Below are 26,225 nucleotides of genomic sequence, written 5' to 3'. Positions count from 1 at the left end.
ACTCGCAAGAGCGGCGGGGCGCCGTCGTACGCGGACGCGCGAGGCCTACGGGAAGTCGAGCGCGCCGGGCGCGATGGCCGGTACCAGCCCCTCGGCCGCCGCCCGCGTCAGCAGCCCGCGCACCGCCGCGTAGCCGGAGTCGCCGAGACCGGCGGTGAATTCGTTGACGTACAGCCCGATGTGCTGGTCGGCGACGGCCGGGTCCAGCTCCTGCGCGTGCGCGCGGACGTACGGACGGGAGGCCTCCGGGTCGTCCCAGGCCATCCGCACCGACGCGCGGGCCGACTCGGCCAGCGCGCGCAGCCGCTCCGTACCCAGCGACCGCTTGGCGATGATCGCGCCGAGCGGGATCGGCAGGCCGGTCGTGGACTCCCAGTGCTCGCCCATGTCGGCCAGGCAGTGCAGCCCGTAGTCCTGATAGGTGAACCGGGCCTCGTGGATGACCAGTCCGGCGTCCACCCGGCCTTCGCGGACCGCCGGCATGATCTCGTGGAACGGCAGGACGACCACCGCGCCGACGCCCTCCGGCAGGACGTCCGCCGCCCACAGCCGGAACAGCAGGTAGGCGGTGGAGCGTTCACTCGGGACCGCGACCGTCTTCCCGGCCAGCTCCAGGCCGGGCTCCCGGGTGAGGACCAGCGGGCCGCAGCCGCGCCCCAGGGCTCCGCCGCAGGGCAGCAGCGCGTACTCCTCCAGCACCCACGGCAGGACGGCGTACGACACCTTCAGCACGTCCAGCTCGCCGCGCTCGGCCATGCCGTTGGTGAGGTCGATGTCCGCGAAGGTGACGTCGAGGGCGGGCGCGCCCGGGACGCGGCCGTGCGCCCAGGCGTCGAAGACGAACGTGTCGTTCGGGCAGGGCGAGTAGGCGATCTTCAGCGGGTCACCGGTGCTGGTGCTCATGGCGTTCTCCCCAGTTCGCGAGTACGGGCCCCAGCATGCGGAAGCCGTCGGCGAGCGCGGCGAGCGCGTCCCCGATCCGCCACGCGGCACGGTCGCGCGGGCCCACGGCGTTGGACACGGCGCGGATCTCCAGTACGGGCAGCCCGTGCGCGGCGGCCGCCTCCGCGACCCCGAAGCCCTCCATGGCCTCGGCCCCGGCCATCGGATGCCGGGCGGCGAGCACCGCGGCCCGGGCGGCGGTGCCGGTGACGGTGGAGACGGTCAGCACGGGCGCGAGCAGCGCTCCGGTCGCCTCGGCGGCGCGGGCCGCGAGTTCGGGCGGCGGCAGGTGCACGCTGTGCCCGAAGCCGAGCGCCGTCACGTCGAGGAAGCCCTCGGGCGTCTCGGCGCCCAGGTCGGCGGCGACGATCGCATCCGCGACCACGAGGGAGCCGAGCGGGGCGGCGGGCGCGAACCCGCCGCCTATGCCGGCGGAGACGACGAGGTGGTAGTCGGCGAGGGCCAGGGCGGTGGCGGTGCCGGCGGCGGCAGCCGCCGGACCGACGCCCCCGACGAGCACGTCGAGGGCGATGCCCGGGAGGTCCCGCCGGGTGGTGCGGTAGCCCCCGGGAAGGGTGCGCGGCTCAGGACCGGGGGTGTCCGGATGAGGGGTGAGGCCGGTGACGACGGAGTCTGCCTCCGCCGCCACCGCGGCCACGACGAGCGCGCGCACCGGTGGCCGTCCGGTTACTTGAGCTTGAGGTTGAAGGACCAGACGGCGAGCGGCTTGCCGTCCTCGCCGATCTGGAGGAAGGCCAGCTTCTTCGAGGCCGGGGCCTCGCCCTGGCCGCCGGTCGCGAAGACGTCGGCGCCGGGGAAGCTGCGGTAGGTGTTGGAGGAGGGCTCGGTGATCGGCTGGCCGTCCAGCACCGCCGACCAGCGCTTGCCGTCCTCGACGACGTCCGGCTCGACCCCGAGACGCAGGGTGTCGCCACGGGCGTACTCGATGGACTTGGCGTCCTTGAGGTTGGTGAGGCAGTCCTGCACCTCGTCCATGGTGAGCGGCTCCTTGCCGCCCTGGCAGGAGGCTTCGGCGGACACCGACGAGGTGCCGACCGTCACGGTCGCCAGCGGTGTCGGCTTCTCGCCGCAGGCGGAGAGGAGGAGGAGGCCGGCGGACACGGCTCCGAGGGCCGCGACGCTGCGGCGGGCCCTACCCGAGAAAAGCGGTGCGGTCATGAGCCGAAGGCTATCGGGCCCCTGGGCTGCGCCGCTGCATGGGGTCCCGCCGGGGCTGCGGCGCGGCGCGCGCCGTGGCGCCCCGTAGCGGTACGGGTGCGGCGTCGCCGCCCCCGGACCCCGTGCCTCGAACGCCGGCGGGCCTGGACATCCGGCGACCGGCTACGCCACGCGCGGGTGGGGGAGGCGACCGCTACGCCACCCGCGGGCGGGAGGAGGCGCCCGAGTGGTGGCTCGGGGCCGAGAGGACGCCGCGGACGGCCATGGTCGCGCCCAGGGCGACGATGACCGCGGCCACCGACATGCCCAGTACGCCGTTCAGCGGCAGGGCGATGCCGATGGCGCCGCCCAGCACCCAGGCCACCTGGAGCAGCGTCTCCGAACGGGCGAAGGCGGAGGTCCGCACCGCCTCCGGGACGTCCCGCTGGATCATCGCGTCCAGCGAGAGCTTCGCCAGCGCCTGGCAGAAGCCCGCCGTCGCGCCCAGCACGGCCACGAACAGCCCGCTGAAGAAGACGGCCGCGAGCACGGCGACCCCCAGGGTCAGGCACAGCACCGACGCGATGATGGCCTCAGGGGCCCGTGCCCGCAGCCACGCGCCGACCGCCGTGCCGCAGGCGTTGCCCACGCCCGCCGACACGCCCACGATCCCCAGCGACACGGCCGCGCTCTGCCCCGCCAGGGGATGCTCCCGCAGCAGGAACGCCAGGAAGAAGATCAGGAACCCTGACAGCCCGCGCATCGCCGCGTTCGCCAGCAGCCCGCACAGCACCGAACGGCTCACCGTCCGCAGGCCCGGCCGCTTCGAGTGCGCCTCGTGGGTGGACAGCCTGGCCCGGCGCTCACCCTTCGCCTCGTCCACCTTGTGCGGCAGCGTGAACGCGGCGAAGGCACCGCACACGAAGATGAGCGACGCCCCGTACAGCGGCCACTGCGGCCCGATCATGTTCAGTCCCGCACCCAGCGGCGCCGCCACGCCTGTGGCCAGCAGGCCGGCCAGCGTGACCCGCGAGTTCGCCTTGACGAGTGAGAATTTCGGAGGCAGCAGCCGGGGCACCACCGCGCTGCGCACCACCCCGTACGACTTGGAGGCCACCAGTACGCCCAGCGCCGCGGGATACAGCTGGATCCCCCCGGTCGCCACCGCGCCCGACATCATCACCGCCAGCAGAGCCCGGGCCAGCATCGCGGCCGCCATCGACGCCCGGCGGCCGTGCGGCAGCCGGTCCAGGAGCGGACCGATCACCGGGGCGAGCAGGGTGAAGGGGGCCATCGTGATCGCCAGGTACAGGGCCACCCGGCCGCGCGCCTCGTCCGTGGGGACGGAGAAGAACACCGTCGAGGCCAGCGCCACCGTGATCATCATGTCGCCGGCGCCGTTGATGGCGTGCAGCTCGATCAGCTTGCCGAGACCCGACTCGCCGGCCCCGTGCGCGTGCGTGGCGCGCCGGATCCCCCGCGCCGTACCGGTGAAGGGCAGGTGCAGGGCACGCCCCAGAGCCCGGCCGGCCCGCCTGGCCGGTCCCGAGCCGTCGTCGGACGACCGAACGGGTGCCACACTCGACATAGTGCCCCACCCGGCCCTGCCGGGCGCCTCCCGGCGCGTCGCGGAGCCGGTGCCATGTCCGCGAATCGGACCTTGCATGTGTGCCCGAGGCTTAAGAGGAGGTAGCGTGCGTAGCGCGCCACCGGCGGCTGCTCCTGGCCGCGCGCCTCTTCGTGATCCCGCAGAATGGATCGCAGTGGAGGTGCGCCCGGAGTCCGATCGGGTGCGGACGTCGACGCGGCCCTCTGGTCCGCTCCGCCCGCGCCACGTACGGACAGCACCGACGGGTCGTTGTGGACGACAGTACGGACGGCGCACACGTGAGACGGCGTAGGAGAGAACGAGACCAGTGAGTGCTGCGACGACGCGAAGCCGTACCCCGCGTATCCCCGACCGCCTGTGCGTCGAGGCGGTAGAGCTCGCCCGCGCGGCGGCCGAGGAGGCCGCCTTCCCCGGAGTGGTGGGCGCGCACGTCTCCGCCGTGGCGGAGGGCGACCGGGTCGTCACCCACTTCTTCGAATCCAAGGAACCGGGCTACCGGGGCTGGCGCTGGGCCGTCACCGTGACCCGCGCCTCCCGCGCCAAGAACGTCACGCTCGACGAAACGGTGCTGCTGCCCGGCGACGACGCCCTGCTGGCCCCCGAGTGGGTGCCGTGGAGCGAGCGGCTGCGCCCCGGCGACATGGGCCCGGGCGACCTGCTGCCCACCGACGCCGAGGACCTGCGCCTGGAGCCGGGCTGGTCGGGCGAGGACACCCCGCCGCCGAACTCGGTGGTCTCCACCGAGATGGCCGAACTGGTCGAGGCCGAGGACGCCGACGTCACCGACCGCGCCGTGGTCCCCGTACGGGGCTCCATCACGTCGGTCGCCGAGGAACTCGGCATGCGCCGGGCGCGCGTGCTGTCGCGGTACGGGCTGCACAGCGCGGCCGACCGCTGGGACGACTCCTTCGGCGCGAAGACCCCGATGGCGCAGGCCGCGCCGGCGTCCTGCGTCTCCTGCGGCTTCCTGGTCGCCATCGGCGGCTCGCTCGGCCAGGCCTTCGGCGTCTGCGCGAACGAGTTCAGCCCGGCCGACGGCCGCCTGGTGTCGCTGGCGTACGGCTGCGGCGGCCACTCGGAGGCCGCGGTCATGCCGGCGCCGCTGCGGCCCGCTCCGCCGGTGCTCGACTCCATGGCCTCGGACGAATTCATCCTGCGCCCGACCACCGCCGCGGACACGGGCTCGGTCCCGGTCTCGGACTTCCCGGCCGCGGACCTCGGCCACTCGTAACGGGCCGGGCCCGCAGCACCGTTCGGGGGCTCCGCCCCCCGTACCCCCCCGCGCCTCAAACGCCGGCGGGGCTGAAAGATCGCCTCAAACGCCGGCGGGGCTGGGTTTTGCCGGCGAGGCTGTTACCCGCGACGCCGGAACAGTCGCTTCGCCGCGAAGACCAGCACCAGGCCCCCCGCCAGGACGAGCGCTCCCTTGCCGAAGCCGCCCGTCGGCTCCGGCGTGGACGCCGCTTCCGAGGGGGAGCCCGGCTGCGGTGAGGCGGAGGAGCCGGACGCCGGGGCGGCCGCGGCCACCGGGACCGCGATGACCCGGCTGCCCTCCCCCTCCGCGCCGAACATCAGTGTGGAGCCGTCCGGCGTGTACGTCACCGACTCCGCCTGGCCCTGCCACGGCGCGTCCACCCGCTCGCCCTCGCCCGTCGGCCGGCCGTCCGTCCACGGGTAGGTGCGGGCCGTGAAGTAGCCGCGCAGGGTCAGCCGGTTCCCGTCGGGGGAGAACGCGCCGTCCGTCACCCACGGCACGTCCGCGATCCGCCGGAACACGTTCGCGCCGCCCGTCGACAGCTCCGCGGGACCCTCGTACAGGCCGCCCCTGTTCTCGTCCTTGCTCGCGATGTAGACCCGGCCCGTCACCGGATGGACCATCAGGGCCTCGGCGTTGCGCGCCCCGTCCGCGTACCGCACCGTGAACTGCGTGGCTTTGACCGTGACGTCCCCCAGGGCCTTCGGTTCCGGGAACCGGTAGATCCACACGTGGTCCCAGGTCCCGTTCCTGTTGTCACCGATGTCGCCGACGTACAGCTGCCCGTCCGGCCCCAGCGAGATCGCCTCGACGTCGCGCGGCTTGCCGATGCCCGTCAGCGTCACCCGGGCCACCGTCCTGCCCGACGCCGAGTCCACCGCGTAGACGTACGGGCCGTCGTCGCTGTCGTTGTGCGTCCAGTACACGCCCGGATGGGTCCGGCTGGCCGCCAGCCCGCTGGACTCCTTGATCCGCGGATCGGAGATCGTGAACGAGGAGGGCACGGGTGCCCCCGCCGCGCCGGCCGCGCTCGGCAGCAGGGCGAGGGCGGAGGCGGCGGCGACGACAACGGCGGCGGAGGCGGCGGCGGACGGCGAGGGCAGGCGCATCCCCCCAGCCTGCCAGTACGTGCCCCGTGTCCGGCGTCACAGGCGTTTCTGTCGCGCGATCCGCGATGATGACCGGATGCGTTTCATGTTCGTCGGCGACTCCATGACCATCGGACGCGCCGGCGACTTCACCTGGCGCTACCGCATGTGGCAGCACCTCAACTCGACCTTCGGCGGCCCCTACCGCATCGTCGGTCCCCGCTGCACGCTGTACGACACCCACGCCGACGCGCCCACCAGCCACGCGTATGCCGACCCGGGCTTCCCGGAGCACGCCCGCCGCCACCTGGCCGGCTGGGGCGAGGGCTGGCAGCACATGGCCCCGCTCATCGGCCCCGCCGTCGGCGACACCGGGGCCGATGTCCTGCTCGTCTCCCTCGGGCTGATCGACCTCGGCTTCTACACCGACGCCGAGCAGACCGCGGCCAACGCCCGCCGCTTCGTCGCCGAGGCCCGCGCCGCCCGCCCCGGCGTCCGCATGGTCCTGCTGCCCGTCATCCCGAACAGCCGGGCCGAGGAGGACGCCCCCTTCGCGGCCGAGGTGGCCCGCTTCAACGAACTGCTCGCGAAGGCGGTCGCCGACCTGACGACCGACGCCTCGCCGATCCTGCTGGCCGCGCGCCCGGAGGCCTACGACATCCACCGGGACACCTACGACGGCACCCACCCCAACGCCTCCGGCGAGCACCGGCTGGCGGGGGAGTTCGCGGCCGTCCTGCACCAGGCGTGGGGGATCGGCGGCCCCTACCGGGCCGTGCAGGGGCCGTAACACGCCCTTCACGAAGGGGTCTTGCCTTGAGCGCACTCCAAGCAGTTGGCTAGTGCCCCATGAAGTACACACAGCTCGGACGCACCGGCCTCAAGGTCAGCCGACTTGTACTCGGCACCATGAACTTCGGCCCCCAGACAGGGGAGCCCGAGAGTCACTCGATCATGGACTCCGCACTCGACGCGGGCATCAACTTCCTCGACACCGCCAACGTCTACGGCTGGGGCGAGAACAAGGGCCGCACCGAGGCGATCATCGGCACCTGGTTCGCCCAGGGCGGCGGACGACGTGAGAAGACGGTGCTCGCGACGAAGGTCTACGGCTCCATGTCCCGCGAGGGCGACACCTGGCCCAACCACGACCGCCTGTCGGCGCTGAACATCAGGCGGGCCGTCGACGCCAGCCTCAAGCGGCTCCAGACCGACTACATCGACCTCTATCAGTTCCACCACGTGGACCGGCGGACCCCCTTCGAGGAGATCTGGCAGGCCGTCGAGGTCCTGATCCAGCAGGGCAAGATCCTCTACGCGGGCTCCTCCAACTTCCCCGGCTGGAAGATCGCCCAGGCCAACGAGACCGCGGCGCGCACCGGACGGCTCGGCCTGGTCAGCGAGCAGTGCCTCTACAACCTCGCCGAGCGGCGCGCGGAGATGGAGGTCATCCCGGCGGCCGAGGCGTACGGGCTCGGCGTCATCCCGTGGTCCCCGCTCCACGGCGGCCTGCTGGGCGGCGTCATCAAGAAGGAGGCGGCGGGCGGCCGCCGCGCCTCCGGACGGTCGGCGGACGCGCTGGCCGACAGCACGGTACGGGCGCAGGTGCAGGCGTACGAGGACCTGCTGGACAAGCACGGCCTGGAGCCCGGCGAGACCGGGCTGGCCTGGCTGCTGACGCGTCCCGGGGTCACCGGGCCGATCGTCGGGCCGCGTACGCAGGAGCAGCTCGACTCGGCGCTGCGCGCGGTGGAGCTCGAGCTCCCGGAGGAGGTTCTGGCGGGCCTGGACGAGATCTTCCCCGGGCCGGGGCCGTCGCCGGAGGCCTTCGCCTGGTAGCTACTGGCCGACGGCAGCCGCCACGGCCACGACGACGAACATCAGCACGAGCACACCGGCCATCACACGGTTTCTGGTCTTCGGATCCACCCGTCGAGCCTAACGCGGCCCGCGGCCGCTCTCGCACGCGGTAGGGGTCAGCCGGCGAGCGGCCAGGACCGGACGGTCTCGTAGCGGGGCTGCTCGCCGGGCACCCCGCTGACGGGCAGGTTGCTGCGGACGAGGCTGAGCGTGTCGACCTGCCAGGGCGTGCCCTCGAAGTCCGCGAGGGCGTCCAGGTACGGCCGCAGCGGGGTGGCGGCGCTGCGGCTGCGGGCCAGGGTGAGGTGCGCGGTGTACCGGCGGTGCTGGTCCATGGGCACCCCGGCCCGCCGGGCCGCGGCGTCGGCCCGCTCGGCGAGCATCCGCAGGGCGGGGAGCTCTCCGGCGGCGCCGACCCACAGGGCGCGGTCCCCGAAGTGCCCGCAGCCGTGCAGGCGCAGGGCGAAGGGGGGTGTGCGGTGGGCGGCGCGCTCCAGACGGGTGTGGAGTTCGGGGAGCACCTCGTCGCGTACCTCGCCCATGAAGGCGAGTGTGAAGTGCCAGCCCGCTCGCCCCGTCCACGTCAGCCGGTCGTCGCGGACTCCGTCCACGGCGGCGGCGAGCTCGGCGACGGCCGCGTCCGGCGGCAGGACGGCTGCGAACAGTCTCATGCGGCGAGCGTAGCCGCGTGCGCCGCCGCTGCGGGGGCTCCGCCCCCGAACCTCCGCGCCTCAAACGCCGGCGAGGCTGGTTTTCAGCCTCCGGCGTTCGAGGAGCGGGATGCGGGGAGCCCCGGCAGGACGGGCCGCAGGGTCAGGCGACCGGTACCAGTTCGCGGCGGTGCGAGGCCGCGGGGACGAACGTCACCCCGCGCCGGCTGACTCGCAGCCGGAGGTTGCCGACCCGCGCCAGGACCACCGCGATCGTCACGGAGGCGGCCAGGGAGATCACACCGCCCGCCGCCATGCCGATCCGCGCACCGTAGGTGTCCGTGATCCAGCCCAGCAGCGGAGCTCCCACGGGGGTGCCGCCGGTGAAGACCATCATGAACAGGGCCATGACCCGCCCCCGCATCTCGGGGTCGGTCGCCATCTGCACGCTGGAGTTGGCCACGACGTTGACCGTCAGGCCGAAGATCCCGAGGGGTACGAGCAGCGCGGCGAACAGCCAGAAGCCGGGCGCGAAGGCCGTCACGAGCAGCAGGACCGAGAACAGCACGGCCGCGGTCACCAGCAGCCGCAGGCGGGAGTGTCCGCGCCGGGCCGCGAGCAGGGCGCCCGCCAGGGAGCCGACCGCGATCAGGGTGTTGAAGAGCCCGTAGGTGCCGGCGTCCCCGTGGAAGACGTCGCTCACGAACGCCGACAGCCAGATCGGGAAGTTGAATCCGAACGTGCCGATGAAGCCGACGAGCGCGATCGGCCAGATCAGCTCGGGCCGGCCGGCGACGTAGCGCAGCCCCTCGCGCAGCTGGCCCTTCGCGCGGGGCCGGGGCTCCACGGGGTGCAGTTCGTGCGTCCGCATCAGCAGCAGTCCGGCGATGGGGGCGGCGAAGGACAGCCCGTTCAGCAGGAAGGCCCAGCCGGATCCGACGGCGGTGATCAGCACACCGGCGATCGCCGGGCCGACCAGCCGCGCGGACTGGAAGTTGGCCGAGTTCAGGCTGACGGCGTTGGCCAGCTGGTCCTTGCCGACCATCTCGGGGACGAAGGTCTGCCGGGCCGGGTTGTCCACGACGGTGACCAGGCCGAGCAGGAACGCGGCGAGGTAGACGTGCCAGACCTGGACGTGTCCCGCGAGGGTGAGGACGGCGAGCGCGATACCGGTCAGGCCCATCGCGCTCTGGGTGGCGAGCAGCAGGGGCCGCTTCGGCAGCCGGTCCGCGAGGACGCCTCCGTAGAGGCCGAACATCAGCATCGGCAGGAACTGCAGGGCGATGGTGATGCCGACGGCGGAGGCGGAGCCGGTCAGTGAGAGGACCAGCCAGTCCTGGGCGATGCGCTGCATCCAGGTGCCCGTGTTCGAGACGGCCTGGCCGGTGGCGAAGAGCCGGTAGTTGCGGATCTTCAGCGAGCTGAACGTCCCCCGGCTGTCGCCGGGAGGTGCCCCCGGGTTCCTGCCCGCGGGTGCCGCGGTCGCGGTGCGCGCGGCGGTAGTGGGGGTGGATATGTGGCCGGGTGCGGAGTCTGCTCCGTTTCCCGTACTCAAAAGCGTTCGCCTCCTGGCGTCGTTCCTACAAGTGCGCGAGCTTCTCCAGGACGGGTGCGGCCTCGCGCAGCTTGGCCCATTCGTCCTCGGTCAGCTCGCCCGCGAGCCCGGCCAGGAAGGCGTTGCGCTTGCGGCGGCTCTCTTCGAGCATCGCCTCGGCTTCCTCCGTCTGGCGGACCACCTTCTGGCGGCGGTCGTCGGGGTGCGGTTCCAGCGTGACCAGTCCCTTGGCTTCCAGCAACGCGACGATGCGCGTCATCGACGGCGGCTGGACGTGCTCCCGCCGGGCCAGTTCGCCGGGTGTGGCCTGGCCGCACCGGGCGAGGGTGCCGAGGACCGACATCTCGGTCGGGCTCAGCGACTCGTCGACGCGCTGGTGCTTCAGGCGCCGCCCCAGCCGCATGACGGCGGAGCGGAGGTCGTTCACGGCGGCGGCATCGTCACCTTGGGAAAGGTCATGCATGTATTTAGAGTAACTCATTACTCTGCCTAAGGAACACCATTTCCCGGCCTCGCACACGGGTCACTCGTACGGGTGAGTCGGCGGCCGAAAGTGACACGCGTACACGCCCTCTGCCCCGACTCTTTCGGCATGGGGACACATGTGATGAGCATGCGCATAGACGGGGAGCTCCTCGACAGGCTCCGGATCCATGCCGCCAAACGCGGAATGAGCGTCCAGGACTATGTGGTCCGGACGCTCATTCGCGACGACTTCGACGAGCGCTTCAAGGCGGCCGTCGACGAGACGGAGAAGTTCTACGGGCTGACGTGAGCCCGGGCGGGGCCTCGGCCGGCCCGCGCAGGGCGCAGGCAGGCCTGCAGGGGGCTCAGGCAGGCCCGGGCGGGGCTCACCCCAGGCCGAGGGCGGGCATCGCGTAGTAGAAGACGAACACCGCCGACACGACGTACATGGCCACGGGGACCCCACGGCCCCGGCCGGTCGCCAGGCGCAGCGCGCAGAAACTCACGAAGCCGATGCCGATGCCGTTGGTGATCGAGTAGGTGAAGGGCATCATCACCATGGCCAGGAAGGCCGGGACGGCGATGGTGAAGTCGCTCCAGTCGATGTCCTTGACCGAGCCCGCCAGGATCAGGAAGCCGACCGCCACGAGCGCCGGGGTGGCCGCCTGCGACGGGACCATGGTGGCGAGCGGGGTGAGGAACAGCGCCACGGCGAAGAGGCCGCCCGTCACGACGTTCGCCAGACCCGTACGGGCGCCCTCGCCGACCCCGGCCGTGGACTCCACGAAGCAGGTGGTGGCCGAGGAGGAGGTGGCGCCGCCCGAGGCGACGGCCAGGCCGTCGACGAGCAGGACCTTGTTGATGCCGGGGAACTCGCCGGTCTTCTTGTCGATCAGCTTCGCCTCGTCGCCGACGCCGAGGATCGTGCCCATGGCGTCGAAGAAGCAGGACAGCAGCACGGTGAAGACGAAGAGGACGCCGGTCAGCATCCCGACCTTCTCGAAGCCGCCGAAGAGGCTGACCTCGCCGACGAGCCCGAAGTCGGGGGCGGCCACCGGGTTGCCGGGCCATTCGGGGACGGTGAGGCCCCAGCCCGAGTCGGGCAGGCCGGCGACCATCTGGACGGCGACCGCGACGACGGTCATGGCCACGATGGAGATCAGGATCGCGCCCGGCGTCTTGCGGATCAGCAGGGCGAGGGTGAGCAGCACGCCGATCGCGAAGATCAGGACGGGCCAGCCCTCCAGGTGGCCGTTGCCTCCGAGCTGGAGCGGGACCGTGGTGTGCGCGGCGTCCGGGATGCGGGAGACGAAGCCGGAGTCGACCAGGCCGATCAGCATGATGAACAGGCCGATGCCGATGGCGATGCCCTTGCGCAGGCCCAGCGGGACGGCGTTCATGACCCGCTCGCGCAGGCCGGTGGCGACCAGCAGCATCACCACGAAGCCGGCCAGGACCACCATGCCCATGGCGTCGGCCCAGCTCATGCGGGGGGCGAGCTGCAGGGCGACGACGGTGTTCACGCCGAGGCCGGCGGCGAGCGCGATCGGGACGTTGCCGATGACACCCATGAGGAGGGTGGAGAAGGCGGCCGTCAGCACGGTGGCCGTGACGAGCTGTTCGCCGTCGAGCTGGTGCCCGTACATGTCCTTCGCGCTGCCCAGGATGATCGGGTTGAGCACGATGATGTACGCCATTGCGAAGAAGGTCGCGAAGCCGCCGCGGACCTCGCGGGCGAGGGTGGAACCCCGCTCGGAGATCTTGAAATAGCGGTCCAGTCCGCCGGAGGGTTCCTGGGGGGAAGGCTCCGGGGCGGTGGCTGCGGGGGCGGGGGCCGGGGTGCTCATACGGTCCTCATTGGGTGGTTCATACGAAGAAAATGGGCCGCGCCCACACCGTTTCAGTATGAACACATGAACGAAAGGGCGTCCATCTCCGCGCGTAGACCCCGCTTTCGCCCGCCTAGACTTGCCGCATGGCGAAATGGATGGCGAAGCACGAGGCACCCGAGCCCCTGGAGGGCCCGGTCGTCGCGACTGTGACGGGTGGCACCATCCTGTGGTTCGCCCTCTTCCTGGTCCAGCTCCCCTTCTACGGATGGTTCGCCGACCGCGGCCAGTTGTGGTGGGTCTGGACCTGCGCGGCCGGCGGCTTCCTCGGCCTGATCGGCATCTGGTACGTCCGCGGCCGCGACGCCGCCCTTGCGCGTCACGCGGCGGAGGCCGCTGCGCGGGCCGAGCAGGACCGGCAGGCGGGCCCGCCCCCGCAGTCGTAGGGGGCGATGCGCCGGGCGCCGCCGGTGGGGCCGGCCGTGACATGCGCCTCGGCTTCGAGGTGGGGCGGCCGTGACATGCGCCTCGGCTTCGAGGTGGGGCGGTGCACCTCCCCGTGCCCTACCCGAGGACGATCCGGGTCATCCCGAGGTCGGATCTTCCCGCCGCTCGGGGGGTGAACCGTTCGAACCCCCTTTAACGTCGAATGCATGACGCAGCGGGCGAGGATCGAATCCGATGGGCCGGAGCCGGGCGGCGGGGCGGGCGCCTCCGGAACCGCCATCGACGCGGGCGCGGAGCTCGACCCGGTCCACCCGGTTCAGCCCCCCGCACCCCGCTTCAAGCCCGGCGGGCTGACCACCGCCGAGGTGGCCGAACGCGTGGCGCGCGGCGACGTCAACGACGTCCCGGTGCGCTCCTCGCGCTCCACGGTCGACATCGTCCGCGGCAACGTCTTCACCCGGTTCAACGCGATCATCGGCGTGCTCTGGGTGATCATGCTCATCGTCGCGCCGATCCAGGACAGCCTCTTCGGCTTCGTGATCATCGCGAACACCGGCATCGGCATCATCCAGGAACTGCGCGCCAAGAAGACCCTCGACAGCCTCGCCGTCATCGGCGAGGCCAAACCGAGCGTGCGCCGCGACGGCAGGACCGCGGAGATCTCCACCTCCGAGATCGTCCTGGGCGACGTGATCGAACTCGGCCCCGGCGACAAGGTCGTCGTCGACGGATCCCTCGGCGAGGCGGACGGTCTGGAGATCGACGAGTCCCTGCTGACCGGCGAGGCCGACCCCGTCCTGAAGAAGCCCGGCGACCAGGTCATGTCCGGCTCCTTCGTCGTGGCCGGCGGCGGCGCCTTCACCGCCACCAAGGTCGGCCGCGAGGCCTACGCCGCGCAGCTGGCCGAAGAGGCCTCCCGCTTCACGCTGGTCCACTCCGAGCTGCGCTCCGGCATCTCCACCATCCTCAAGTACGTCACCTGGATGATGATCCCGACCTCCATCGGCCTCATCATCAGCCAGCTGATCGTCAAGGAGTCCAACCTCAAGGACTCCATCGCCCGGACCGTCGGCGGCATCGTCCCGATGATCCCCGAGGGTCTCGTCCTGCTCACCTCCGTGGCCTTCGCGATCGGCGTCATCCGGCTCGGCCGCAAGCAGTGCCTGGTCCAGGAACTGCCCGCCATCGAGGGCCTCGCCCGGGTCGACGTGGTCTGCCTCGACAAGACCGGCACCCTCACCGAGGGCGGCATGGACGTCACCGAGCTCCGCCCGCTCGGCGGCGTGGAGACGGAGTACGTCAAGAAGGTGCTCGGCGCCCTCGGCGAGTCGGACCCGCGCCCCAATGCCAGCCTCCAGGCGATCATCGACGCCTACCCCGACAGTGCGGAGTGGCGCTGCACCGAGTCCCTGCCCTTCTCCTCCGCCCGCAAGTACAGCGGCGCCAGCTTCAGCGAGGGCGACGGGGAGAACAACACCTGGCTGCTCGGCGCCCCCGACGTGCTGCTGCCCGCCGGGGACCCGGCCCTCCAGGAGATCGACGACCTCAACGAGCAGGGCCTGCGGGTCCTGCTGCTGGCCCGCTCCGGCCGCGAGCTGGACGACGAGGCCGTCGCCACCGGCGTCAAGCCGACCGCCCTGGTCGTCCTGGACCAGCGGCTGCGCCCCGACGCCGCCGACACGCTGCGCTACTTCGAGGACCAGGACGTCAAGGCGAAGGTCATCTCCGGCGACAACGCGGTCTCCGTCGGCGCGGTCGCCGGCAAGCTGGGTCTGCCGGGCGCGGAGAACACCGTCGACGCCCGCAAGCTCCCCGCCGAGCAGGCCGAGATGGCGAAGGTCCTCGTGGCCCACTCGGTCTTCGGCCGTGTGTCCCCTCGGCAGAAGCGGGACATGGTCGGAGCCCTGCAGTCCAAGGGCCACACGGTCGCCATGACGGGAGACGGCGTCAACGACGTGCTCGCCCTCAAGGACGCGGACATCGGCGTGAGCATGGGCTCCGGCTCGGAGGCCACCCGCGCCGTCGCGCAGATCGTGCTGCTGAACAACAGCTTCTCGACCCTGCCCTCGGTGGTCGCCGAGGGCCGCCGGGTCATCGGCAACATCACCCGCGTGGCCACCCTCTTCCTCACGAAGACGGTCTACTCGGTGCTGCTGGCCATCCTGGTGGTCTGCTCGCAGGTCGAGTACCCCTTCCTGCCCCGCCACCTGACGCTGCTGTCCACGCTCACCATCGGCATCCCGGCCTTCTTCCTGGCCCTGGCCCCGAACAAGGAACGCGCGAAGCCGCACTTCGTGAAACGGGTGATGCGGTACGCGATCCCCGGCGGCGTGATCGCGGCCACGGCCACCTTCGTCACGTACCTGATCGCCCGCCACTACTACACCGGCACGGACGCCCTGAAGGCCGAGACCAGCGCGGCGACGCTCACGCTGTTCCTGACCTCCATGTGGGTGCTGGCGATCATCGCCCGTCCCTACACCTGGTGGCGGGTGGCCCTGGTCGGCGCGATGGGCGGGGCGTTCCTGATTGTTCTCGTCGTGCCGTGGCTCCAGGACTTCTTCCAGCTCAAACTGGAGGGCACCACGATGCCGTGGATCGCGGTGGCGGTCGCGGCGGGCGCCGCGACGCTGATCGAATTCACCTTCAGGTGGGTCGACCGCAGGTTCCCGGCCTAGGCCGTGGGAGGGACCTCGACGCCCTGGGCGAGGCCGTCGGCGACCAGGCCGGCGAGCACCGCCTGGCCCAGGGCGTGGACGGCGGACTGGGGGCGGACCATGACCGTGAACTCCTTGACGCGGCCCGTCTCGTCGAACTGGAGCTGGTCGATGCCGTGGATCTGCCTGCCGTCCACGGTGGCCCGGAAGGGCAGGATCACCGACGGGGCCTCCACGCCGTCGGTACTGGTCTCGGCCGCACCCTCGAAGCGGCCGATGTAGCGCAGGTCCTCGAAGACGCGCAGCAGGACTCCGAAGAGCCCCAGCACCATGGGCCTGCCCTCGAAGGGGGTGAACTTCACCGGGCTGTAGAGCCGGACGTCCTCGGTGAACAGGTCCTCCAGTGCGGAGAGATCGCGCTTCTCCACGGCGGCGCGGAAGCGTTCGGCGGTTCCCATGACAGGCTCCACGGCCCCTCCTCATACTCAAGGAATTGACTAGTCATATTCATGAGTATGATGCAGGCACGGACGGGCGAAGGGAAGGGGCTGCCGAGATGGCCTTGCGACATGCCGTACTGGCGGCGCTGCTGGACGCCGAGTACAGCGGCTACGAACTGGCGAAGTCCTTCAGCATCGGCGTCGCGAACTTCTGGCACGCGCTGCCCCAGCAGCTCTACGCCGAGCTGGCCAAGCTGGAGAAGGAAGGACTGGTCGAGGGACGCCAGGTGGTCCAGGAGGGCCGGCCCAACAAGCGCCTGTTCCAGGTCACCGACGCCGGGCGCGACGAGCTGGAGAAGTTCGCGGCGGCCGCGTCGAAGCCCCTCGTCATCCGTGACGACCTGCTCGTCAAGGTCCAGACCGCCGACCGGATCGGCAGCGCGTCCGTGATCGAACAGCTCGAGGAGCGGGCGTCGGCGGCCGACGCCAAGATCGAACTCCTCGGCAAGGTGGCGCGCAAGATGCGCGGCGACCTGGACGAGGAGGAGTTCCTGCTCCGGGGCGAGCGGATCGGCGGGTACCTGACCTGCCTGCGCGGCCTGGCCTTCGAGCAGGGTCACCGGGACTGGTGCCGCCGGAGCGCGGCGATTCTCAGGGAAAGGCGGAAGACCCGTGCCGAAGGGTGAGTACCTGCGCTACGTCGCGCTGGGGGACAGCCAGACCGAGGGCCTCGGAGACGGGGACGACACCGTGGGCCTGCGCGGCTTCGCCGACCGGTTCGCCGGGCATCTCGCGGCCGTCAACCCCGGCCTGCAGTACGCCAATCTGGCCGTCCGGGGACGGCTCGCCGGGCAGGTCCGCGCCGAACAGCTGGGCCCCGCGCTGGCCCTGCGCCCCGACCTGGCCACCGTCGTCGCCGGGGTCAACGACATGCTCCGGCCGCGGTTCGACGCCGTGGAGGTCGCCGGGCACCTGGAGGAGATGTTCGCCGCGCTCACGGCCGCCGGGGCGCATGTGGTGACCGTGACTTTCCCCGACCTGGGGAAGATCGTTCCCCTGGCCCGGCCCGTCGGATTCCGCATCGCCGATCTCAACGACCGCATCCGCGTCGTGGCCGCCCGGCACGGGGTCACCGTCGCCGAGACCGCCCGGCCGGCCGCCGTGGCCGACCCGCGGATGTGGACCGATGACCGGCTCCACGCCAGCGCCCTCGGCCACGAACGGATCGCCGCGGCCCTCGCCCACGCCGTGGGGCTGCCCGGCAGCGACGACAGCTGGACGCATCCCCTGCCGCCGCAGGCGGCCGCCACGGGCAGGACGGCCCTGGCGGCCGAACTGCGCTGGGCGGCCGCATTCCTCGGCCCCTGGCTGGGACGCCGGCTGCGCGGCCGCTCCTCGGGGGACGGCCGCACCGCGAAGCGACCCGCCCTGCTGCCGCTGAGCGCCACGCCCTCCGACACCCTCTAGTCGAACCAGCGGTCCCGCGCCAGTTCCGCCGTACGGGACGGGTCCTCCAGCAGGGCCGCCACCTCGAAGCGGCGCGGCCACTGGCCCGCCGACCAGGCGAGACCGGCCGCCACGCCCTCCAGGGTGGACGCGTGGAGGGTGCCGTCGGGGGTGCGGCGCCAGTCGAGTTCCGTGCCGCCCGCGACGAGCTCCTCGTGCTCGAAGAAGGTCGCCGGCGTGGCCGGGCCCAGCAGGACGCGTACCGACTCCGGGACCTCGTGCTCCTCGCCCGGCGTCGTCACCTCCGCCGGGACCGTCTCCGAGAGACGGCGCACCTGCAGCAGTTCCGCGAGGTCCGCCGCGCGGGACGGGGGGACCGGCAGCAGCGGCAGTCCCGCCGTGAGGGGCAGCAGGTCCGGGGCGTCCGCGATCACGGCGTCGGCCGCGTCCACCACGACGACCTCGCCGTCCACCACCGCGCGCAGCTCGTCCGGGAGGGTGACCTGCTCGGGGTCCAGATCGGCCAGCGCGCCGTACAGGCCGTGCAGCTGGCGGCCCGTCACCTCGCGGTCCGGGTCGGCGAGACGGCCCAGCAGCTCGGCGGCGCCGCCGGGCTCGTCGAGGAGGGCCGGGACGGTGGTCCGTACGCCCAGGGCCCGCAGGACCTGCTCGTCCTCGAAGCCCGTGGCGTCCGCCGAGGTGTACAGGCCCGCCAGCAGCGGGTCGCCGCCCGCCGCGCGCAGACCCGCCGGGCGGCGGCCGTCGAGCACGGGGTGGTCGCGCAGCCACCAGGCGGTGTACGGGCGCACCGACTGCGTGGTGCCGTCCGGCAGCAGGATGCGTACGGGCTGGGTCAGCGCGTCGCGCAGCGGCGGCTGCGCGAGCATCGCCAGCGCCTGCGGCCAGCAGTCGTCGTCGACCAGGTCGAGGTCGCGGACGGCGACCAGCTCGGTCGCCACCGGAGGCACGGGCAGGTCCGGCAGCTGGTCCAGGACGTCCTCGCACCACACGTCGACCGCGTCCAGCAGGCCCGCGTCGTCGGGCTCGGCGAAGTCCCCCTCGCGGGGCTCCAGTTCGTCCGGGTCCAGGACCACATCGGTGGCGCGCACCAGCTGGAAGGCCGCCAGCACCCCGCAGGCGGTCAGCGGGCCCTCGCCCCACCTCTGCGCCAGGTCGAGGTCCACGTACGGGACCTCGTCCTCGCGGATGACCGAGGCGAGCGGCGAGCCCGGCAGCAGCAGTTCGCCCGCCGGGGTCAGCTCCCCGTCCTCGTCCGGGAGGGCCAGCGCACCCAGCCACGGCTCGTCGCCGGGCGCCAGGTCCGCGTCCCGGATCAGTCCCAGGACCACCTCGGCCAGCTCGTCGGCGTCCAGGGTGTCCGCGTCCTCGTCCCAGATCTCCCCGGCGTCGAGGGAGGCGGCGACTGCCGCCCGCACCTGCGGGGTCGTCAGGACGGCCCGTGCCGTCGCCGGGAGGGCTCCGAGCTTCTCCAGCAGGGGGTGCGCCGCGTCCGGGTGGGCCACCTTGAGGCCCAGCCGCGCCAGGTCCGCGGGCGTGTCCCCCGAGGGCAGCAGGATGTGCCGCGGGCCGATCGCGGTGCGGCCGTCGGCGAGCGGCACGGGGAGCCCGGACAGCCGGTCGGGGTCGACCCCGGCGAGGGAGTCGTAGAGGCGGTGCCACCAGTCGGGGCTCCGCTCGATGCCGGCGATCCGCTCGATGGCCTCGCCCAGCGGGAGCCGGCCGACACCCAGGGTGCGCAGCTCGGCGCGGCGCTCCAGGCCCGCCGGCAGCAGGGTCGGCAGGACCTCGGCGAGGACGCGTACGGTGTCCGTTCCCGCGCCCTCCACCACCTCGGCCTCGAAGGGACGCAGGGCGCCCCGCTCCTCCGCGTGCTCGGGCGGAGCTGCCGGTTCGAGGAAGGCCGTCCGGGGCAGCCGCCGGAGGATCGCGGCGCGCAGGGCGCCGTCCAGCTCGCCCTTGCCGAGCGGGCCGGGGACCAGGTCCACCAGGGCGGTGGTCACCGGGTCCCAGGCTCCGAGGAGTTCGGCGTACGCGTCGGCCGCGCGCTCCACCAGGAAGTCGGTCAGCGGTCCCGGCGCGGGGTGCCGGCGAGTGGTGTCCAGCGGCAGGGTCGCGATGAGCAGCGCCGGGATGCCCAGCGGCTCGTCGGTGGGGGTCGGCGCGTGGACGACGGGCGAGGTGGCCGGGCGCATCGGCGCGCCCTCGGCGTCGACGGGCACGGCCCAGGACACCGCCCAGGCGGGCCGCAGCCGCTCCTCCACGGGCCGGTCGGCGAGCAGGGCGCGCTCGATGGGGCCGCCGTGGCGCACGGTGCGCCAGCGGTTCGCGACCGTGCCGGGCGCCGCGGTGTCCTCGATGACGGTGTACGGGCCCTCGTCGCGGCGCTGCAGCGTGCGGGTGCCCCCGGCCGGGGTCTCCACGACGACCTCCTGCAGCCCGGGCAGGGTGAGCAGCAGGGCGTCGTCGATGCCCGTCAGCAGCCGCTCCGCCAGATCCTCAGCGGCGGCGTCGCGCAGCGGGAGGACCACGACGGTGTCGTAGCCCTCGGGCGCGGTGCCCTCGGCGGGCAGCGGGAGCCGCAGCAGCGGGACGTGCCCGTCACGGCGGCGCAGCTCGTCGCCGAGGCCGGGGCTGCCGACGGCGGCCTCCCGGGCCAGCTCGCGGGCCTCGGCCAGGGACCAGCGGACCCCGCCGTGGCGGCCGAGCACCGCGGGCTCGTCGGAGACGGCCAGCACGGCCGCGAAGCCGACGCCGAAGCGGCCGACGCTGTCTCCGGCGGACTCCCGCTTGGCGGAGGCGCGCAGGGTGCTCAGCGACTCCACGCCCGTCGCGTCCAGCGGGGCACCGGTGTTGGCGACGGCCAGCAGCGCGTGCCCGTTCACGCCCTCGTGCAGGGTGAGCCGCAGCCGGCCGGGCACCTTGGCCCGGGCCGCGGCGTCGGCGGCGTTCTGCGCCAGCTCGACGACGAGCCGGTCCCGGTAGCCGCCGAGCGCGAGGTCCTCCTCGGCGTTGGCGTCCTCGCGGAAACGGGCCGGACCCGCACCCCAGGCGTCGAGCACCCCGCGCCGCAGCCGGGCCGTGCCGAAGGGGTCCACGCCGCTCTGGGCCGCCGTCACTCGCACGCTCACGCCGCTGCCTCCAAGAATTGCCGTACCCGAACTCCTGAAGGTAGCGCGTGACGGACCACGCCCCATCCGTGAGGTGGGCGAACACGACGACGTCGGCGCCGGGAACGACGGAGCCCCCGGCGACACGAGGTCACCGAGGGCTCCAAGGCCGGCCCTTAGAGCTTCTCGATCACGTAGTCGATGCAGGCCGTCAGCGCCTGCACGTCCGCCGGGTCGACCGCCGGGAACATCGCGACGCGCAGCTGGTTGCGGCCCAGCTTGCGGTACGGCTCGGTGTCCACGATGCCGTTGGCGCGCAGCACCTTGGCGACGGCCGCCGCGTCGATGTCGTCCGAGAAGTCGATCGTGCCGATGACGGCGGAGCGCTTGTCGGCGTCCACGACGAACGGGGTCGCGTGCTTGGACGCCTCCGCCCAGCCGTACAGATTGCGCGCGCTGGCCGCCGTACGGCCGGTGGTGAACTCCAGGCCGCCCTGGCTGTTCATCCACTCCAGCTGCTGGTTCAGCAGGAAGAGGGTGGCCAGCGCCGGGGTGTTGTACGTCTGGTTCTTCAGCGAGTTGTCGATCGCCGTCGGCAGCGAGAAGAACTCCGGGATGTGCCGGCCGGAGGCGTGCACGCGCTGCGCGCGCTCCAGGGCCGCCGGCGAGAACGCCGCCAGCCACAGGCCGCCGTCCGAGGCGAAGGACTTCTGCGGGGCGAAGTAGTAGACGTCCGACTCGGTGATGTCCACCGGCAGACCGCCGGCGCCCGACGTCGCGTCCACCAGAACGAGGGACCCGGCGTCCGCGCCCGCGACGCGCTTGACCGGCGCCGCGACACCCGTCGAGGTCTCGTTGTGGGTGTACGCGTACACGTCCACGCCCGCCTCGGCCACCGGCTCGGGGTGCGTGCCCGGCTCGGAGGAGATCACGGACGGCGCGTCCAGCCACGGCGCGAGCTTCGCGGCCTTGGCGAACTTGGACGAGAACTCGCCGAAGGTCAGGTGCTGGGACTTCTGCTCGATCAGCCCGTGGGTCGCGATGTCCCAGAAGGCGGTGGAGCCGCCGTTGCCCAGGATCACCTCATAGCCCTCGGGGAGGGAGAAGAGGTCCCGGATGCCCTGGCGGACCGAGCCGACCAGGTTCTTGACCGGAGCCTGGCGGTGTGAGGTTCCGAGCAGGGAGGTACCGGTGGCGGCGAGGGCGTCCAGCGCCTCGGTCCGCACCTTGGAGGGGCCCGCGCCGAAGCGTCCGTCGGCGGGCTTGATGTCAGCGGGAATCTGGATCTCAGCCACGAGCGGAGCGTATCGGGTCCAGGTCCGCGGCTTGGAAGCGCGTCCACCCGATGAGACGCACCGGGACGGTGGACGGTGGCAGGCTGGGAGCCGTGACGTCACCCGGGGAAGTCGAGCGGACCTTGCGTGCGCAGCTGCGCGGGGAGGTGGACTTCGGCGCCGCGGCACGGGCCCTGGTGACCATGGACGCCTCGAACTATCGCCGCGTACCTCTGGGCGTGGTGGCCCCGCGCGACGACGAGGACGTGGCGGCCGCGCTGCGCGTGTGCGCCGAGGCCGGGGTCCCCGTCGTCCCGCGCGGCGGCGGCACCTCCATCGCCGGGCAGGCCACCGGGACCGGGGTCGTCCTCGACCTCACCCGGCACATGAACGCCCTCGTCTCGGTGGATCCGGCCGCCCGCACGGCCGTGGTCCAGCCGGGTCTGGTCCTCGACCGCCTGCGGGAGGCGGTGCGCCCGTACGGGCTGACCTTCGGGCCGGACCCCTCCACGCACTCCCGCTGCACCCTCGGCGGCATGATCGGCAACAACGCGTGCGGAGCCCACTCGGTGGCGTGGGGCACCACGGCGGACAACGTGGCCGAGCTGGCGGTGACCGCCTACGGGGGCACCTCCCACCGGATCTCCACCGGCTGGGCGGGCGCCCCCGAGGGTCTGCCCGAACTGGTCGCCGGGCACCTGGGCCTGCTGCGGACCGGGATGCCGCCCGGCTTCTCGCGCCGCATCTCGGGCTACGGCGGCCTGGACGTGTTGCTGCCCGAGCGCGGGGTGCGGCTCGCGCGGGCGTTCTGCGGCAGCGAGGGCACGCTCGGGGTGGTGACGGAGGCGGTGGTGCGCCTGGTGGAGCTGCCGGCCGCGCCGGCCCTGGCCGTCCTCGGGTACACGGACGAGAGCGCGGCGGCGGAGGCGGCTGCGGGTCTGCTCCCGTACGGGCCGCTGACGGTGGAGGGGATGGCCGAGGACCTGGTCGGGGACGCGGCCGCCCGGGCCGGGCTGCCGCGCGGCCGGGCCTGGCTGTTCGTGGAGATGCGCGACGAGGGCGGGGCGCGGTCGCTCGTACGGGCCGCCGACGCGCTCGACGCGGTCGTGGTCACGGACCCGGCGGGGCAGCGGGCGCTGTGGCGGATCCGCGAGGACGCGGCGGGCACGGCGACGCGGATGCCGGGAGGGGGGATGGCCTGGCCGGGGTGGGAAGACTGCGCGGTGCCGCCGGCCCGGCTGGGCGCGTACCTGCGGGAGTTCCGCGCGCTGCTGGCGCAGCACGGGCTGCACGGGACGCCGTACGGGCACTTCGGCGAGGGGTGCGTCCACGTGCGGATCGACTTCGACCTCGTCTCGGCGGACGGGCTGGCCCGCTTCCGCGCCTTCTCGACCGACCTGGCCGATCTGGTCGTCGCGCACGGGGGCTCCCTGTCGGGTGAGCACGGCGACGGCCAGGCGCGGGCCGAACTGCTGCCGAAGATGTACGGGCCGGAGGTGATCCGGCTCTTCGGCGCGTACAAGGACGTGTGGGACCCGGCGGGCGGGATGAACCCGGGGATGCTCGTCCGGCCGGCGCGGCTGGACGAGAACCTCCGCTTCGCGGTGCTGCCGGCCACCACCTTCGCGGGCGAGGTCGCCCGGTGCGTCGGCGTCGCGAAATGCCGGACCGTGGGCGGGGGTGCGGGCGGGAGCGGCGGGCCGGGGGTGATGTGCCCCTCGTACCGGGCCACGGGCGAGGAACAGCACTCCACGCGTGGCCGGGCCCGGCTGCTGCACGAGATGCTGGCGGGCGAGATCGTGCGGGACGGCTGGCGTTCGGCGGAGGTCGCCGAGGCGCTGGACCTGTGCCTGGGCTGCAAGGGGTGCCGCAGCGACTGCCCGGTGGGCGTGGACATGGCCGCGTACAAGTCGGAGTTCCTGCACCGCCACTGGGCGGGCCGCGTCCGCCCGCTCGCCCACTACACCCTGGGTGGCCTGCCGGGCTGGCTCCGCCTGATCGCCGCGCTGCGGATGGCTTCCGCCGCGAACGCGGTGACCCGCCTCTTCCCCCTCCCGGGCCTGACCCGCGAACGCCCCCTGCCGCCCTTGGCCACCCAGCCGTTCACCCGCTGGTGGCGCGCACAGCGCGCGGCGCCGCACGCTGCGCCGCGCTCGCCGCACCTTCCCGCCGGGCCGGGCCCCCTCTCAGCCCCGCCGGCGTGTCAGGCGCGGGTCGGGGCAGCGCCCACTCCCCCCACCCCCACACCCGCCCCCCTCGTCACCCTCTGGCCCGACACCTTCACGGAATACCTCGCCCCCGAGACCGGTCGCGCAGCGGCAAGGGTCCTCGAGGCGGCCGGCCTGGACGTCGACGTCCCCCGCGGGGGCACGGTCTGCTGCGGCCTGACCTACCTCTCCACGGGCCGCCTGGACCGCGCCCGCAAGGTCCTGCGCCGCACCCTGGACACCGTCGGAGACCTGCGCGCGCCGGTCCTCGTCCTGGAGCCCAGCTGCGCCGCGGCCCTCCGCACGGACCTTCCCGCCCTTCTGCCCGACGACCCCCGCGCGGCCCGCCTCGCGGCAGCCGTCCGCACGTTCGCCGAGACCCTGGAGGAGTACGCGCCCACCTGGCAGCCGCCCCGCCTCGACCGGGCGGTGGCCGGCCAGACCCACTGCCACCAGCACGCGGTCCTCGGTGACGCGGCGGACCGGCGGCTGCGCGAGCGGGCCGGGCTCGTCGGCGAGCTCAGCGGCGGCTGCTGCGGCCTGGCGGGGAACTTCGGCTTCGAGCCCGGCCACCACGACGTCGCGGTGGCCTGCGCGGAAGAGCAGCTGCTGCCGTCCCTGCGCGCGGCCGGGCGGGACGTCCTGGTCCAGGCGGACGGATTCTCGTGCCGGACGCAGATCGCCCAGCTGGGCGGAGTCCGGGCCCGCCACCTGGCGGAACTGCTGGCGGAGGGCCTGTGAGGAGGGGCTGCCAGGAGCATCTGTAAGGCAAGACATGCAGTCACACTCCTTACGGACCCCTTAACCTGGATACATGCCCGCGCCTTCCTCCTCGTCCTCCACCCCGGCCGCCGAGACCGCCTCCGCCTCCGCGCCCGCCTCGGGGTCGGCCCCGCTGCCCGCCCAGGGCCGCGGCCGCGGCCTCGGTCCCGTCGCGCTGGTGATCTCGGCGGGGATCTCGGTGCAGTTCGGCGCCGCCCTCGCGGTCATGATCATGCCGAGGGCGGGCGCGGCGGGCGTGGTCACGCTGCGCCTGGCGGCCGCCGCGCTCGTGCTGCTGCTCCTGTGCCGTCCCAAGGTCCGCGGCTACTCACGCTCCGACTGGGGCACGGTGCTCGCCTTCGGCGTCACCCTGGCCGGGATGAACGGGCTCTTCTACCAGGCCATCGACCGGATCCCCCTCGGCCCGGCCGTCACCCTGGAGGTCCTCGGGCCCCTCGCCCTCTCCGTCGTCGTCTCCCGGCGCCTGGTGAACGTGCTGTGGGCCGGCCTCGCCCTCGGCGGTGTGGTGCTGCTGTCCGGGCACGGCGGGGGCGGTCTCGGTTTCGGCTCGCTCGACCCGCTGGGCGCGGCCTACGCGCTCGGGGCGGGCGCGATGTGGGCGGCGTACATCGTGTTCAGCGCGCGTACGGGCCGCCGCTTCCCGCAGGCGGACGGCCTGGCCCTGGCGATGGCGGTGGCCGCTGTCCTCTCGCTGCCGCTGGGCGTCGTCGAGGCCGGCTCCGACCTGCTGGTGCCGAGCACCCTCGCGCTGGGCGTCGGCGTGGCCGTACTGTCGTCCGTGCTGCCCTACACGCTGGAAATGCTCGCCCTGCGGCGGATTCCGGCCCCGACCTTCGCGATCCTGATGAGCCTGGAGCCGGCCATCGCCGCCAGTGCGGGCTTCCTCGTCCTCCACCAGGCCATGTCCGCGCTGGACGCCCTGGCCATCGCCCTCGTGATCGCGGCCAGCATGGGCGCGGTCCGCTCCCAGATCCGGAAGCAGGCCCCCTGATGGACGTCGTCACCTACCTGGCCGGGACCCCGGAGGTCCGCCGCCCGGCCCTGGTCCGCCTGCGGGAGCTGTGCCTCGCGGAGCTGACGGGCTTCGAGGAGTCGATCGCGTACGGAATGCCCGTGTACGTACGGCCGGGCGAGACCGCCGGGGAGATCGCCTGGGCGAATCAGAAGCAGTACATCTCCTTCTACCTGCTGCGCACGGATGTACGGGACGCCTTCGCGGACCGTCTGGCCGTCCACGACATGGGCAAGGGCTGCCTCCGCTTCCGCCGCCCGGACACCATGGACTTCACCCTGGTCCGCGACCTCCTGCGGGCGACGGCCGCGGCGGCACCGGGCCGGATCTGCTGAGAGCCCCCGGCCTGCCCCCGGCGTTCGCCCCCCGGCTCCGTCCCCGGTCCCCCCGCAGGTCACGCCCCGGACGCCGTGGGATGCT

Annotated in this window: 23 protein-coding genes; 11 read left to right on the top strand and 12 right to left on the bottom strand. The window is 73.2% G+C overall.

Annotated features, from left to right (window positions below):
• Positions 1-45 precede the first annotated feature (45 nt).
• From ACWGIF_RS23230 to ACWGIF_RS23215, 4 genes are all read right to left on the bottom strand, one after another.
• Positions 46-903: a 1,4-dihydroxy-6-naphthoate synthase gene (locus tag ACWGIF_RS23230; protein WP_453500305.1), complete on the bottom strand. Its 858-nt coding sequence runs from the start codon at positions 901-903 to the stop codon at positions 46-48.
• Complete coding sequence (locus ACWGIF_RS23225) at positions 884-1,615, bottom strand: futalosine hydrolase (RefSeq protein WP_453500303.1); 732 nt, start codon at positions 1,613-1,615, stop codon at positions 884-886. Before ACWGIF_RS23225 ends, ACWGIF_RS23230 begins: the two co-directional genes overlap by 20 nt.
• 14 nt (positions 1,616-1,629) lie before the next feature.
• A complete protein-coding gene (locus tag ACWGIF_RS23220) occupies positions 1,630-2,121 on the bottom strand; it encodes a DUF2771 domain-containing protein (protein ID WP_453500301.1) in 492 nt (163 codons plus the stop codon).
• A 193-nt stretch (positions 2,122-2,314) separates the two neighbouring features.
• Entirely contained in the window at positions 2,315-3,688 is a 1,374-nt protein-coding gene (locus ACWGIF_RS23215) for an MFS transporter (protein ID WP_453500299.1), read from the bottom strand.
• A gap of 328 nt (positions 3,689-4,016) precedes the next feature.
• Between ACWGIF_RS23215 and ACWGIF_RS23210 the strand changes: the two genes are divergently transcribed.
• Positions 4,017-4,940, top strand: coding sequence for a DUF3027 domain-containing protein (locus tag ACWGIF_RS23210; RefSeq protein ID WP_453500297.1), 924 nt, complete (start codon positions 4,017-4,019; stop codon positions 4,938-4,940).
• A 122-nt stretch (positions 4,941-5,062) separates the two neighbouring features.
• On the opposite strand, the gene ACWGIF_RS23205 is transcribed toward ACWGIF_RS23210, so the two are convergent.
• Positions 5,063-6,073 (bottom strand): WD40 repeat domain-containing protein, encoded by a 1,011-nt coding sequence (locus ACWGIF_RS23205; protein WP_453500295.1) that lies wholly within the window; start codon positions 6,071-6,073, stop codon positions 5,063-5,065.
• Positions 6,074-6,149: 76 nt separating this feature from the next.
• Here ACWGIF_RS23205 and ACWGIF_RS23200 point away from each other — a divergent pair, with 76 nt between their 5' ends.
• Positions 6,150-6,842 carry a GDSL-type esterase/lipase family protein gene (locus ACWGIF_RS23200; protein ID WP_453500293.1) on the top strand — a complete coding sequence of 231 codons (693 nt, stop codon included), beginning with the start codon at positions 6,150-6,152 and terminating at the stop codon, positions 6,840-6,842.
• Positions 6,843-6,901: 59 nt separating this feature from the next.
• Positions 6,902-7,891 carry an aldo/keto reductase gene (locus ACWGIF_RS23195; RefSeq protein WP_453500291.1) on the top strand — a complete coding sequence of 330 codons (990 nt, stop codon included), beginning with the start codon at positions 6,902-6,904 and terminating at the stop codon, positions 7,889-7,891.
• 137 nt (positions 7,892-8,028) lie between these two features.
• Here ACWGIF_RS23195 and thpR read toward each other — a convergent pair whose 3' ends face one another.
• The 3 genes from thpR to ACWGIF_RS23180 all read right to left on the bottom strand — a co-directional run bounded on the left by thpR (position 8,029) and on the right by ACWGIF_RS23180 (position 10,580).
• Entirely contained in the window at positions 8,029-8,583 is a 555-nt protein-coding gene (gene thpR, locus ACWGIF_RS23190; protein WP_453500289.1) for an RNA 2',3'-cyclic phosphodiesterase, read from the bottom strand.
• A 142-nt stretch (positions 8,584-8,725) separates the two neighbouring features.
• Positions 8,726-10,117 (bottom strand): MFS transporter, encoded by a 1,392-nt coding sequence (locus tag ACWGIF_RS23185; RefSeq protein WP_453500287.1) that lies wholly within the window; start codon positions 10,115-10,117, stop codon positions 8,726-8,728.
• 25 nt (positions 10,118-10,142) lie between these two features.
• Complete coding sequence (locus ACWGIF_RS23180) at positions 10,143-10,580, bottom strand: MarR family winged helix-turn-helix transcriptional regulator (protein ID WP_453500285.1); 438 nt, start codon at positions 10,578-10,580, stop codon at positions 10,143-10,145.
• A 129-nt stretch (positions 10,581-10,709) separates the two neighbouring features.
• Between ACWGIF_RS23180 and ACWGIF_RS23175 the strand changes: the two genes are divergently transcribed.
• Positions 10,710-10,892: a ribbon-helix-helix protein, CopG family gene (locus tag ACWGIF_RS23175; RefSeq protein WP_453500283.1), complete on the top strand. Its 183-nt coding sequence runs from the start codon at positions 10,710-10,712 to the stop codon at positions 10,890-10,892.
• Between the two features lie 76 nt (positions 10,893-10,968).
• Here the strand turns inward: ACWGIF_RS23175 and ACWGIF_RS23170 are convergent, their stop codons facing one another.
• The gene (locus tag ACWGIF_RS23170) at positions 10,969-12,429 is read right to left on the bottom strand and encodes an NCS2 family permease (RefSeq protein WP_453500281.1); all 1,461 of its coding nucleotides are present in this window, start codon (positions 12,427-12,429) and stop codon (positions 10,969-10,971) included.
• 128 nt (positions 12,430-12,557) lie between these two features.
• Between ACWGIF_RS23170 and ACWGIF_RS23165 the strand changes: the two genes are divergently transcribed.
• Positions 12,558-12,857, top strand: coding sequence for a DUF2530 domain-containing protein (locus ACWGIF_RS23165; RefSeq protein ID WP_453500279.1), 300 nt, complete (start codon positions 12,558-12,560; stop codon positions 12,855-12,857).
• Positions 12,858-13,064: 207 nt separating this feature from the next.
• Positions 13,065-15,536 (top strand): HAD-IC family P-type ATPase, encoded by a 2,472-nt coding sequence (locus tag ACWGIF_RS23160; RefSeq protein ID WP_453500277.1) that lies wholly within the window; start codon positions 13,065-13,067, stop codon positions 15,534-15,536.
• Here ACWGIF_RS23160 and ACWGIF_RS23155 read toward each other — a convergent pair.
• Positions 15,533-15,973, bottom strand: a complete 441-nt coding sequence (locus ACWGIF_RS23155; RefSeq protein ID WP_453500275.1) for a nuclear transport factor 2 family protein — start codon at positions 15,971-15,973, stop codon at positions 15,533-15,535. The genes ACWGIF_RS23160 and ACWGIF_RS23155 overlap by 4 nt on opposite strands.
• 98 nt (positions 15,974-16,071) lie before the next feature.
• On the opposite strand from ACWGIF_RS23155, the gene ACWGIF_RS23150 reads away from it, so the two are divergent.
• Together ACWGIF_RS23150 and ACWGIF_RS23145 are read left to right on the top strand one after the other, a co-directional pair.
• Positions 16,072-16,641 (top strand): PadR family transcriptional regulator, encoded by a 570-nt coding sequence (locus ACWGIF_RS23150; protein ID WP_453500274.1) that lies wholly within the window; start codon positions 16,072-16,074, stop codon positions 16,639-16,641.
• On the top strand, positions 16,628-17,422 hold the full coding sequence (locus tag ACWGIF_RS23145) for an SGNH/GDSL hydrolase family protein (protein WP_453500272.1): 795 nt from the start codon (positions 16,628-16,630) through the stop codon (positions 17,420-17,422). The genes ACWGIF_RS23150 and ACWGIF_RS23145 overlap by 14 nt, the downstream gene beginning before the upstream one ends.
• Here the strand turns inward: ACWGIF_RS23145 and ACWGIF_RS23140 are convergent.
• Both ACWGIF_RS23140 and serC read right to left on the bottom strand, forming a co-directional pair.
• A complete protein-coding gene (locus tag ACWGIF_RS23140; RefSeq protein ID WP_453500270.1) occupies positions 17,419-20,616 on the bottom strand; it encodes a sacsin N-terminal ATP-binding-like domain-containing protein in 3,198 nt (1,065 codons plus the stop codon). The genes ACWGIF_RS23145 and ACWGIF_RS23140 overlap by 4 nt on opposite strands.
• An 89-nt stretch (positions 20,617-20,705) precedes the next feature.
• Positions 20,706-21,824 carry a phosphoserine transaminase gene (gene serC / locus ACWGIF_RS23135; RefSeq protein ID WP_453500268.1) on the bottom strand — a complete coding sequence of 373 codons (1,119 nt, stop codon included), beginning with the start codon at positions 21,822-21,824 and terminating at the stop codon, positions 20,706-20,708.
• A 50-nt stretch (positions 21,825-21,874) separates the two neighbouring features.
• Between serC and ACWGIF_RS23130 the strand changes: the two genes are divergently transcribed.
• From ACWGIF_RS23130 to ACWGIF_RS23120, 3 genes are all read left to right on the top strand, one after another.
• Positions 21,875-24,751: an FAD-binding and (Fe-S)-binding domain-containing protein gene (locus tag ACWGIF_RS23130; protein WP_453500266.1), complete on the top strand. Its 2,877-nt coding sequence runs from the start codon at positions 21,875-21,877 to the stop codon at positions 24,749-24,751.
• Between the two features lie 73 nt (positions 24,752-24,824).
• Entirely contained in the window at positions 24,825-25,784 is a 960-nt protein-coding gene (locus ACWGIF_RS23125; RefSeq protein WP_453500264.1) for an EamA family transporter, read from the top strand.
• Entirely contained in the window at positions 25,784-26,140 is a 357-nt protein-coding gene (locus ACWGIF_RS23120) for a DUF1801 domain-containing protein (protein ID WP_453500262.1), read from the top strand. Before ACWGIF_RS23125 ends, ACWGIF_RS23120 begins: the two co-directional genes overlap by 1 nt.
• Positions 26,141-26,225: the final 85 nt, after the last annotated feature.

The organism is Streptomyces sp. NPDC054849, from assembly GCF_053610945.1.
Note: the sequence above shows the minus strand (reverse complement) of the source record. Positions and strands in the feature narration are given on the sequence as shown.

Excerpts from the sequence above, each read along its gene's own strand:
- ACWGIF_RS23230 (WP_453500305.1), bottom strand. The coding sequence starts at position 903 with ATGAGCACCAGCACCGGTGACCCGCTGAAGATCGCCTACTCGCCCTGC.
- ACWGIF_RS23165 (WP_453500279.1), top strand. The coding sequence starts at position 12,558 with ATGGCGAAATGGATGGCGAAGCACGAGGCACCCGAGCCCCTGGAGGGC.
- ACWGIF_RS23200 (WP_453500293.1), top strand. The coding sequence starts at position 6,150 with ATGCGTTTCATGTTCGTCGGCGACTCCATGACCATCGGACGCGCCGGC.
- ACWGIF_RS23175 (WP_453500283.1), top strand. The coding sequence starts at position 10,710 with ATGGGGACACATGTGATGAGCATGCGCATAGACGGGGAGCTCCTCGAC.
- ACWGIF_RS23140 (WP_453500270.1), bottom strand. The coding sequence starts at position 20,616 with ATGGGGCGTGGTCCGTCACGCGCTACCTTCAGGAGTTCGGGTACGGCA.
- ACWGIF_RS23215 (WP_453500299.1), bottom strand. The coding sequence starts at position 3,688 with ATGTCGAGTGTGGCACCCGTTCGGTCGTCCGACGACGGCTCGGGACCG.
- ACWGIF_RS23195 (WP_453500291.1), top strand. The coding sequence starts at position 6,902 with ATGAAGTACACACAGCTCGGACGCACCGGCCTCAAGGTCAGCCGACTT.
- thpR (WP_453500289.1), bottom strand. The coding sequence starts at position 8,583 with ATGAGACTGTTCGCAGCCGTCCTGCCGCCGGACGCGGCCGTCGCCGAG.
- ACWGIF_RS23125 (WP_453500264.1), top strand. The coding sequence starts at position 24,825 with ATGCCCGCGCCTTCCTCCTCGTCCTCCACCCCGGCCGCCGAGACCGCC.
- ACWGIF_RS23220 (WP_453500301.1), bottom strand. The coding sequence starts at position 2,121 with ATGACCGCACCGCTTTTCTCGGGTAGGGCCCGCCGCAGCGTCGCGGCC.
- ACWGIF_RS23130 (WP_453500266.1), top strand. The coding sequence starts at position 21,875 with ATGAGACGCACCGGGACGGTGGACGGTGGCAGGCTGGGAGCCGTGACG.
- ACWGIF_RS23205 (WP_453500295.1), bottom strand. The coding sequence starts at position 6,073 with ATGCGCCTGCCCTCGCCGTCCGCCGCCGCCTCCGCCGCCGTTGTCGTC.
- ACWGIF_RS23155 (WP_453500275.1), bottom strand. The coding sequence starts at position 15,973 with ATGGGAACCGCCGAACGCTTCCGCGCCGCCGTGGAGAAGCGCGATCTC.
- ACWGIF_RS23120 (WP_453500262.1), top strand. The coding sequence starts at position 25,784 with ATGGACGTCGTCACCTACCTGGCCGGGACCCCGGAGGTCCGCCGCCCG.
- ACWGIF_RS23160 (WP_453500277.1), top strand. The coding sequence starts at position 13,065 with ATGACGCAGCGGGCGAGGATCGAATCCGATGGGCCGGAGCCGGGCGGC.
- ACWGIF_RS23150 (WP_453500274.1), top strand. The coding sequence starts at position 16,072 with ATGGCCTTGCGACATGCCGTACTGGCGGCGCTGCTGGACGCCGAGTAC.
- ACWGIF_RS23180 (WP_453500285.1), bottom strand. The coding sequence starts at position 10,580 with ATGCATGACCTTTCCCAAGGTGACGATGCCGCCGCCGTGAACGACCTC.
- ACWGIF_RS23170 (WP_453500281.1), bottom strand. The coding sequence starts at position 12,429 with ATGAGCACCCCGGCCCCCGCCCCCGCAGCCACCGCCCCGGAGCCTTCC.